This is a genomic window from Pseudovibrio axinellae (assembly GCF_900110875.1).
Lineage (GTDB): Bacteria > Pseudomonadota > Alphaproteobacteria > Rhizobiales > Stappiaceae > Pseudovibrio > Pseudovibrio axinellae.
Window position 1 is genome coordinate 1 of the sequence record NZ_FOFM01000032.1, and the last position, 9185, is coordinate 9185.

Annotated in this window: 8 protein-coding genes; 4 read left to right on the plus strand and 4 right to left on the minus strand. The window is 51.4% G+C overall.

Going from position 1 to position 9185, the window contains the following annotated elements; all coding sequences use genetic code 11:
* Nucleotides 1-356: 356 nt before the first annotated feature.
* Both BMZ51_RS22540 and BMZ51_RS22545 read left to right on the plus strand, forming a co-directional pair.
* Nucleotides 357-932: a recombinase family protein gene (locus BMZ51_RS22540; protein ID WP_244277635.1), complete on the plus strand. Its 576-nt coding sequence runs from the start codon at nucleotides 357-359 to the stop codon at nucleotides 930-932.
* Nucleotides 929-1360: a hypothetical protein gene (locus BMZ51_RS22545; RefSeq protein ID WP_063297793.1), complete on the plus strand. Its 432-nt coding sequence runs from the start codon at nucleotides 929-931 to the stop codon at nucleotides 1358-1360. The genes BMZ51_RS22540 and BMZ51_RS22545 overlap by 4 nt, the downstream gene beginning before the upstream one ends.
* 300 nt (nucleotides 1361-1660) lie before the next feature.
* On the opposite strand, the gene BMZ51_RS22550 is transcribed toward BMZ51_RS22545, so the two are convergent.
* From BMZ51_RS22550 to BMZ51_RS22565, 4 genes are all read right to left on the minus strand, one after another.
* A complete protein-coding gene (locus tag BMZ51_RS22550) occupies nucleotides 1661-2560 on the minus strand; it encodes a serine hydrolase domain-containing protein (protein WP_068009354.1) in 900 nt (299 codons plus the stop codon).
* 385 nt (nucleotides 2561-2945) lie between these two features.
* A complete protein-coding gene (gene repC / locus BMZ51_RS22555) occupies nucleotides 2946-4220 on the minus strand; it encodes a plasmid replication protein RepC (RefSeq protein WP_068009352.1) in 1275 nt (424 codons plus the stop codon).
* 256 nt (nucleotides 4221-4476) lie between these two features.
* On the minus strand, nucleotides 4477-5580 hold the full coding sequence (gene repB / locus BMZ51_RS22560) for a plasmid partitioning protein RepB (RefSeq protein WP_068009349.1): 1104 nt from the start codon (nucleotides 5578-5580) through the stop codon (nucleotides 4477-4479).
* Nucleotides 5577-6929 (minus strand): AAA family ATPase, encoded by a 1353-nt coding sequence (locus BMZ51_RS22565; protein ID WP_068009347.1) that lies wholly within the window; start codon nucleotides 6927-6929, stop codon nucleotides 5577-5579. Before BMZ51_RS22565 ends, repB begins: the two co-directional genes overlap by 4 nt.
* A gap of 429 nt (nucleotides 6930-7358) precedes the next feature.
* On the opposite strand from BMZ51_RS22565, the gene BMZ51_RS22570 reads away from it, so the two are divergent.
* Nucleotides 7359-7583 (plus strand): helix-turn-helix domain-containing protein, encoded by a 225-nt coding sequence (locus BMZ51_RS22570; RefSeq protein WP_068009345.1) that lies wholly within the window; start codon nucleotides 7359-7361, stop codon nucleotides 7581-7583.
* The gene (locus BMZ51_RS22575; protein ID WP_068009343.1) at nucleotides 7580-8851 is read left to right on the plus strand and encodes a type II toxin-antitoxin system HipA family toxin; all 1272 of its coding nucleotides are present in this window, start codon (nucleotides 7580-7582) and stop codon (nucleotides 8849-8851) included. The genes BMZ51_RS22570 and BMZ51_RS22575 overlap by 4 nt, the downstream gene beginning before the upstream one ends.
* The last annotated feature ends 334 nt before the right edge of the window (nucleotides 8852-9185 follow it).

The window sequence follows — 9185 nt, forward strand, 5'->3', positions numbered from 1 at the left end:
TTTCTGGCGACCTTCTCCGGCCTGCGCAATCTCTTCGTTCCATCTCACCACCAACGGTCCGCAATCAACATTTACCTCCACCGCATCAACGCTTTCTCACAATGGAAACAAGCCGCTATGCTTGACGCCTAAAATGCGTCTGGAGAAAACTATTGCGGCCAATTTCAGGTTAAGTTGATAGCGCCAATCCTTATGGCCGATTTGAGCTTGATCTGGAACAGCGCATAGACATTGAAAGTAAGCTGGCTGCATGACTAGGTGATATTTTGAGTGTACCCATAAAGACGACACCGGTGAACACTAAATAGGCTCGGTATGCTGTTCATTTTGGGTTTGATCTGTGTTATTGAACAAAAATGGCAAGTAACACACCCAAAATGAACAGATCTACGTCCCGCATTGGATATGCGCGCACCTCTACCACTGATCAGAATCTGGAAGCGCAAATTCTCGCGCTGGAAGCAGCTGGGTGTCATCTGATCCGCACCGAGCAACGAAGCGGCGGTTCTCTCAAGGATCGTGTTGAGTTGCAAACAATCTTGGACTTCATTCATCCCGGCGAAACTCTGGTGGTTACACGTATTGACCGACTTGCCAGGTCTATGCATGACCTACAGATCATCGTGCAGTGGCTGCGAGACAAGGGGGCTAATCTTTATGCAACCGAGCAGCCCGTGGATACCTCAACGGCTGCTGGCAAAGCCTTTTTCGATATGCTGGGTGTCTTTGCAGAGTTTGAGACCAATCTGCGGCGAGAGCGTCAAGCAGAGGGGATTGCGGCAGCAAAGACAAGGGGTGTTTATAAAGGCCGTCCGCCACAGATCGATAAAAAGAAAATTGAAATGCGGATTGCTGCTGGCCAGAGTCCAACCGAAATTGCCCGAGAGCTCGGCGTCTCTCGAGGAACAGTTTACAAGGTAAAGAACCGATGACCAGCCAACGTGAAAAACACGTGCGCATCACACCCCGCCTGAGCGAAACCCTTGAGCAGGAAATGCTGAAAGCCTGTCGTAAAATTGCTGAAACTCATGGGCTGGAAGTTGAGCAAGGCGGGAAGCGTCTCAAGTCCAGAGGCGATGCTTTTGAAATGGCGCTGCGGGTAAAGGTTCCGGTAGCAGAGGGCCAGGATGAGGATTTAGACAAAGAACTCTTTGAACTTCTGTGTTCAAGATATGGTTTGAAGAAAGAAAACTACGACCAAATATTTAGCGATGGCGAAGAACACTTCCGCATTACTGGCCTTGATACAAGACGACCCAAATACCCAATCACAGCAGCACGGATCTCTGATGGGAGGTCGTTCAAGTTCTCGCCCGAGCAGGTCCGCGTGCTGCTTCAGTCAACCACCAAAGTTCCCTGATTGTTCTTCAAGATGGCCAAATATGCAGCTATGTGCCCATAGGGCCTTCAAGCAGGTGATCGGGAACAAACTCAGATCTCGAACGTTGAAAAATCAAAGGACAGAAGCGGAAATTGGCGTTGCTGTTCTCAACAAAATGACATCCTTCGGACGCCTCGCGTTCGAAAGGGTTTCATGACGACCAAATTTATGGGCTTGGGTAAATTCTGAGCAAAGTTCGTTTTGGAGGAGGCCAGAACGAAGCCTTGTTCTATGATGATAAACTTGGGCTTCGGCCGGAAATTCTGGTCAATAGATAAATTATCTGGCACCTTTTGTGGGTGCTAACTTTGTTGCGGCGAACTCTGCAACGCCTTCTGTTGTTCCATCTGTGAAGCTTGCAACGGTAATTGGGTCTTTTGTATCTGGAAAGTGATAGACAGCATTGACGCTGAAAGGGCCGCCGCCGGAATGACCAAATAAGCGACCAACTCCATCGACCGATCCAGCCATGAGGCCCACTGCATACCCGCAGTCTGCCCAGGGTCGGCCGGCGAGTGGACCGCCAAGTGGCTTAGTTTCCAGCATCTGGGCAAGCGTGTCAGCACACAGCAGCTCACCCGCAAATAGGCTGTGAAGGAGCCTTGCCGCATCACCTGCTGTGCCAAACAGACAGCCATGATACACCCACAACGGGTCATACCTTGCCACGCTCTTCCAATGCAGGCCTTCAAACTGTTCCCGGGTTTGAGCCAATTCAACGCTATCCAACCCTAAGGGTTTGCAAACCGTCTCTGAAATAACGTCACCAAGCGACTGGCCCGTGATCGCCTCGATTTGTTCTCGTACAAACATGTAGCCGATATTTGAGTAGGACCAGCCTTGCGCAGGCTCAAAGAGCATTCCATCAGCAAGCGCCACGCCCAACATTTTTTCGCGAGACCAAGGCACCTCATTGGCACTCACCGCCTGACCATATTCTGGAAGATGGCAGTAGTCCGGCAAGCCGGTAGTATGGGTGAGCAGTTGACGAAGTGTATGTGGGTTGCCGGCTATTGGCACATCTAATTCAGTGGCACCGGCATCTCGCAACTTCAACGCACAAATAGCAATAACCGTTTTAGTGAAGCTCCAATACGGAAAAAGGGCTTCACCAGAACCGGTGCTTCCTTCGGTTCCCGATGATGTAATCCAATGGGAGTGAATTTCTTGCGTGTCCATGTTTGGCCTGTCCATACGATCAGCCTCGAAGCCAATTTGGGCCCTTGGCTATGGATCTAGTATACTCAAAAAGCTTCCCGTGGAAGATCGCGTGTTGCAATCAAAACGCAACTCTCTTTTCTGGTAGGTAGCTCCTAGAGCTATCTTACTCCCTGTGCAAAATGGCTACCAAAATTTCGGCGAAAGCTAAGGTCATAACGTCTCTTTGAAGTTTTGGCCTTGTAAACGCTATCAACGTTTAAAATTCCTATTCCTCGCAAACCAACGCAAATAACAACGCAACCATGAGATTCGGGTGGCAAACCAAGCTATCTATCTGAATTAATTACATATTTCGTCAAGAGGGTGCACGCGTGCACCCCTGGAGCTGTAAAATTGCACGCGTTCAAGACGTTTGAGCCAGACCGAACAGCGATTTATGCAGCGCCAACTCGCCATCCATCGCCCGATCAACGCAAGCACGGAAATATCCACCTAGGCTGGAGATCAACAACGGATCTCGCAGGGCTTTTTCGGCCGTTGTTGCCAGCACAGCCGCCGCGATGTAGCGCCCTACCCTGCCCTCTGCTTGCTGCCAGGCTGACGGTGATAAACCAATGAGCAACGAGATATCCCCGCTGCTGCTGATTAGATCGGACCAGCTGTTAAACTCAAACCCTAGGGCTTCCTGCAGGTTGACCAACGCGGTTTTCAAAAGCCCAAGAGAGATATTCTCCAAAGGTGCATCTGCTGGATGTTTTGTTGAGCTGGCAGTGATTTTGCTTTTTTGCTTTTCGTCAAAAGCTTTTTTGATCCCGGCTTTGTCGGGATCCGAATGATTTAAGTGATCAGTGTGAGCTGATCGCCGCGTTATATTACTAGTTTCTTGAGTTAGAGGGTTTGTATTATTATAGGGGGCGTCATGAGTGTCACCCGCGCAGGTCATTTCCTTATCAAAAGAAGAGTTAGTTTCCCCTTCAGCGTTGTCTTGTGCAAACAGCGCAATGGCCATTTCATAAAGCCCTTGCAAAATCTCTGCCCGATGAAGCGTGTTCATTGGCTTCTCAGCCAGCATCTCAAGCGCCTGATCAACCTCTGAAAAATCAACATTCTCTTTTGCGGCCAGAATGGACATATCCTCTAAGGCCCGCAGCAAACGGCTTACTGTCCGGCGGGCATCTTTTTCTTGCTTCAGGCGCCGCGCAAAAGCATCCCCAAGTTCTTTCAGTTCATGAACACGCTGCCGCGCTGGCGAGAAGTCAAAGCCAAATCCACGTTCAATCTCGCCGCGCTTGCCATGGCGATATTCACCGCGGTGAATATAACGCCGCCCGGTTGGGCTGTCGCGGTACGCCATAACACCCGCTTCCACCAATCGCTTAAGACAGCGCATGACAGTGCGTTTTGAGCGGCACACATATTCAGCCAGCTTTTCATTTGAAATCGCCACAAGCGGTCGGCGGTTTGGTTGCCAGTCGTCGGCGCCGGTTAATCCGATAAGAATATCAAGGATATGGTAGCAGGTTCCGTCAATGCCCAGGGCAGGGGCCGCCTTCTTCAACGCCATCGCCACTTCCGCTTTGCTCGTCTCCACAATATCATTGGCAAGCGCCAAGTGCTGCGCCTTCATCATGGCCGGTGTGAGTTTCCGGAACGAGGCGACCGATCCTAAACTTTGCATAGCAGAACCCCTTCACGCCACCAGATTGATAGCGCGTTTTAAACGCACGAGGATACTCGTGCTCCACATTAATCCGGCAAAACAGAGGGCAGGACGCAGAAAACCATTCCGCCTAACAGGTCAGGCGATTGCTTTTTGCGACAAGGGGAAGTACGGTGAATGTGTTGTTACGGTACTTCAGAGTTGCCACTCTGATTGCCTATTTGAATTCTGGCTCTGCAGATTGCCGTCTGCGGAGCCGTTTTCTTGAAGCGCCCTAGGTCATTGCGCTTTCCTCCGCTTTGTCCTGGCGCTGTGTCTCTTCACGCTTAAACTCTTCAAGTAGCGTTTCCATTTTAGTACTCAAAAACTGCGAGAATGCCGCGGCCTGAATTTCATCGGGCCAGACAATCTTAAATGTACGTGCGCCGCGTGTTTCCACGAGCGGCTTGCCATCTTCAGTGCTCAGGACAACCGCTTTGGTATTGGTGCCCTTGGTTCGCGAGCTTACCGCACTTGCAGCAGAGGAGGATAACTTTCCATCCACGACCTCAAGAGCAACAGCTGAATCGTGTAACCAGGCGAACCGATCGGCACTTGCCATGCCCTCCCACTTGCCTGCACTTTTGAGACCCACCATGCTTTTGCGCAGTCGCTCCGCCGCGCCGCTCACCTCACAGGTTTTCGCCACAGCTTCCCATTTAACCCGGCCAATGCCGGGTGCAGAGCCAACAGATTCAATAAGATCGTTGGGGACACGGCGAATAATGCTGGTGAGTTTTGAGACGCGGGTTTTATCACCAGCGCCAACGGCAGCGGCCACAACCTCACGGGTAAACGTTTTGCTGAGCTGGGCGGCGAAGAAGCATTGCTGAATATAGGTCAGGTTTTTGCGTTCTTCGTTTTCCTTACCCTGAGCGATAACAAGTTGCTCATCGCTCATCTCTTCAACAACGGCTCGCACCGCAATATCAAGCTTTTGGCAGGCTTTCACACGGCGATGGCCATAGGCGATCTGGTAGTAGCCGTCGCGATCCGGGTGAGGGCGCACCAGCACGGGAACCTGTTGCCCGTTTTGGCGGATACTGTCGACCAGACTACCCAGCTCTTCATCCACCAGCTCAAACGCACGGTCCATCGCCAAAGACGGCAGCAGCAGTTTGGCATCCAAATTCTTGATAACCAGGCTTGGATCAACCGCATCGGTGCGCTGCTCGGTCAGCGAATGCAGCGCTGCGCCCAAACGGCCAACAGCACTTTGCTCACGCGGTTTTGCGCGAACCTCAGCTGGATCAGCCTCAGGAATGCGAGCAGCACCGGCATTGTTGCCGGTCATAATCGCACTAAGCTTGCTTTTGTTTTTCTTACGCTTGTCGTTCATGAGCGGCCCCAATAGGTTTTGAGGATCTGTTCCATTTCCTCATTGACTTTATTGAGTGAATCCAACGCCCTGTCATAGGTTTTACCATTGAAGTTAGACCGGTCTGCCTCATACAACGTTTGCTGTACGTTGCCAGCCTCGGCAATGGCGGAGCTGCGCAACATGGTGCTGGTGAACACGTTTTGCAGCTGACTGCGCAGCATGGTCACAACATCCGTTTCAGGACGGCTGGTGTTGTCGTGGCGGGTAATCAGGTATTGCAAGGTCTTGGGCACCAGATATTCCGGCCCCAGCTGCTTAGCGACCGTGCTTTCAAAGAACTCGTTATGCGCGATAGACGTCGCCAGGTACTGCGCCATGGATTCACAATCGATCCATTGCGGGTGAATTGTCACCAACAAATGGTCGGCTGCAAATGAGGCGGCGTTGGACAGGTAGCCCAAGCTTGGCGGGGTATCGCAGATGATCACATCATAATCCGCTTCCACATCTTCAAACGCCAATTGCAGCCGTGTGAAGTAAAGCTTGCGCTGCAAACAATCAGAAAGCGCTGCGTGTTCGCGGTTAAGCTCCTCTTCCAACTCGCGCAAACGCGTGTTGGAGATGCCCTTTTGCTTGCGTTCATCTTCAATGTCCGCGATGCGGTTGCGAATGCCCGGCTCTTCCTGCCCCGCCAATGTAGCGTAGTGCGGCGCAAAGAACTCCCATTCTGTCAAAAACGGGCTACCGACAGCCAAATCAAGATTGGCAAAGTACGTTTTTTGAACCACATCGCTCAAGGAGGCCGGCTCGTTGTAGCGGATGGCCGCAAACAAGGACTCATCTTCAGGCACCAGCTCTGGCACCACGCCCAACATAGAAGAGGCCGAGCCCTGCGGGTCCAGATCCACTAGCAAAACACGGTAGCCTTGCAACGCCAGATACTCCGCCAGATGCACCGAGGTACAGGTTTTGGCAGAACCGCCTTTAAAGTTAGAGCAAGCAATGATTTGCAGCTCTTCATCGCCCTTGCGGCGCGGATCATAAAACGTTGCTTTGGCTGTATCATCGCCCGCTTTTTCGGCTAGATAGGCGCGGATTTGATTCATTTGCTCCAGCGCATAATGGCGGCGCTCACCGCGGCCGACTTTCTCAATCTGCAGCCCCATCTCATCAGCAGACAGCGCCAGATAACGCGGTGTGATACCCAAGTAAGCCGCCGCTTCAGAAGCTGGAAACTTGCGCAGGACTTTATCAGCTGTAGGCGGAAACTGAGACTGCGCCAAGGCCGCCAATGTGCTAGACAGCGCCTTGTGGTCCGCTTTCATCTGAGCCAGCATCGTGCCGCGCTCCAGGGTCTCAATATCCATTTCCTAGTTCACCCAAACTTTTAAATTAAACAGGAATTCATCAAATATTCTGCAGTTCGCATACCGATGTCAACGACTGGTTGGTTAACGAACACTTAACGTACATATCCGAGTACCTTCCCAAACGCTATAAATCAGTTTAACCTATTGTTTTTATTGCAGTTAATCGAAACTTATCAGAACATACCCGGGCTGAAACATCCTGGAAATTAAAAATGGATAACATTTCGCATGAAGCGATTCTTTAAACTTACGGCGCAAAGCAACGCTTCTTGAAGAGAAAAGCTGATTCTAGAACGCATTCCAATACACCCTGATCGGGATATTTTTCTCGTCTAATCGACGCTCGTCAGATAATTTCATCCCGCTCGGGATCTTTTCTTCCTTCAGTAACTCTCTTATGGTAAAAGCATCCCGAAAGGGACGATAATGGCAGATGTTTCAGATATCAATGCGCTTGGACAGGTGATCCGGCGAGCGCGCAAACAGCAAAACCTGACTCAGGAGCAACTGGCAGCCCTTTCTGGCGTCGGCCCTCGTTTCTTGCGTGAGCTGGAACACGGTAAGGAAACCAGTCGCATCGGTTTGGTTTTTGCCGTCCTTAGTACACTTGGCCTCAGCGTACAGATCACAGGCAGGGGAGGGGACACATGAGCCGTATATTAGACGTGTACCTTCACGAATCTTTGGCGGGAACTTTGGAGCAAAGCCCGGAAGGAACTTTGCACTTCACCTATGATCTCAATTACTTGCAAGGGACAGGGCCAGCCATCTCTGTGAGTATGCAACTGCGTGAGCAACGCTATGATGACCCAATTGCACGCCCATTCTTCTCCGGTCTGTTGCCAGATGAACGCGCGCGCCGTCGGCTAGCTGCAGCACTTGGCGTCTCAGAACGCAACGCCTTTGGGCTGCTGGAGATCATCGGCGGCGAATGTGCCGGAGCTCTGTCACTGGTGCCTCAAGGCCAGTCTCTGCCCGAATTTTTGATTGAGGAAACGGAAGCGCTCAGCCCCCAGCAATTGGCAGAGGTGCTGCATATTCTGCGTGATCGTCCGTTATTGGGAGGAGAGCAGGGGGTTCGTCTCTCGCTTGCAGGCGCGCAAGATAAGCTGGCGGTGGCCGTTCAGGATAATCAAATCACTTTGCCGCGTGATGGACGCCCAACAACCCACATCCTCAAACCATTCATTGAAGGACTCGACGGCACCGTTGAAAATGAGCTGTTTTGCATGACACTAGCGCGCCGGTTGGGTTTCAACGTGCCAAAAGTCTCCAAAGGTGTGGCAGGGGACACCCCCTATATTCTCATCGAGCGCTACGACAGGTTACACCAGCCAGATGGGACCATTCGCAAACTTCATCAGGAAGACTTCTGCCAGGCCCTAAGCGTCGCGCCCGAGCTTAAATACGAACAAGAAGGCGGGCCCGGTGTTGAACAAGCCCACTCACTCATACAGGCGCAAACCCGCCAGCCAGCAGCTGATCGGCTCACGTTTCAGCGCATGTTGATCTACCATTACCTGGTCGGCAACGCCGATGCGCACGCTAAAAACTACGCGCTGCTTTACAATGAAGAGACACCTGATCTCGCTCCCCTTTATGATGTCATTTGCACAACAGCCTATCCGCGTCTTGCAAAAAAGATGGCGATGAAAATTGGGGGCCGCGATAAAGCCGATACGCTTCTGCTGAAGAACTGGCAATCGTTGGTCCCGCAAACCAAGGGCGCGCAAAGGCTATTGAGCACAGAGCTAAACAAATTGGCTTCAAAAATAGGGCCCGCCGCCCAAGCGTTGATCGACGAGCTGGCACAGGAGGGGATCACCCACGCAGTTTTACCCCGTGTTCACAAGATTGTTAGAACCCGCAGCCGATTACTTCAGGAGCAAACTAAAAACGGCGCTGGCACGTTAATTTGAGTGAACAGCAATAAGCCTTTCATCTTTTGGTTATGGGGTTAATCATGGACTACCCTAAGTAGATCACCCGTAGTATAAATTTAGTTAGGTATTTATTTAATTCATATTATTCTTAAGCCGCCACGAAGAGTGGCCTTGTTGCAGGCGCTATCAACTTAACCTGAAATTGGCCGCAATAGTTTTCTCCAGACGCATTTTAGGCGTCAAGCATAGCGGCTTGTTTCCATTGTGAGAAAGCATTGATGCGGTGGAGGTAAATGTTGATTGCGGACCGTTGGTGGTGAGATGGAACGAAGAGATTGCGCAGGCCGGAGAAGGTCGCCAGAAATCTTTG

Bases quoted from the DNA above. Each gene is read 5' to 3' on its own strand.
- BMZ51_RS22575 (WP_068009343.1), top strand. From the start codon at position 7,580: ATGAGCCGTATATTAGACGTGTACCTTCACGAATCTTTGGCGGGAACT.
- BMZ51_RS22540 (WP_244277635.1), top strand. From the start codon at position 357: ATGGCAAGTAACACACCCAAAATGAACAGATCTACGTCCCGCATTGGA.
- repB (WP_068009349.1), bottom strand. From the start codon at position 5,580: ATGAACGACAAGCGTAAGAAAAACAAAAGCAAGCTTAGTGCGATTATG.
- BMZ51_RS22570 (WP_068009345.1), top strand. From the start codon at position 7,359: ATGGCAGATGTTTCAGATATCAATGCGCTTGGACAGGTGATCCGGCGA.
- BMZ51_RS22550 (WP_068009354.1), bottom strand. From the start codon at position 2,560: ATGGACACGCAAGAAATTCACTCCCATTGGATTACATCATCGGGAACC.
- repC (WP_068009352.1), bottom strand. From the start codon at position 4,220: ATGCAAAGTTTAGGATCGGTCGCCTCGTTCCGGAAACTCACACCGGCC.
- BMZ51_RS22565 (WP_068009347.1), bottom strand. From the start codon at position 6,929: ATGGATATTGAGACCCTGGAGCGCGGCACGATGCTGGCTCAGATGAAA.
- BMZ51_RS22545 (WP_063297793.1), top strand. From the start codon at position 929: ATGACCAGCCAACGTGAAAAACACGTGCGCATCACACCCCGCCTGAGC.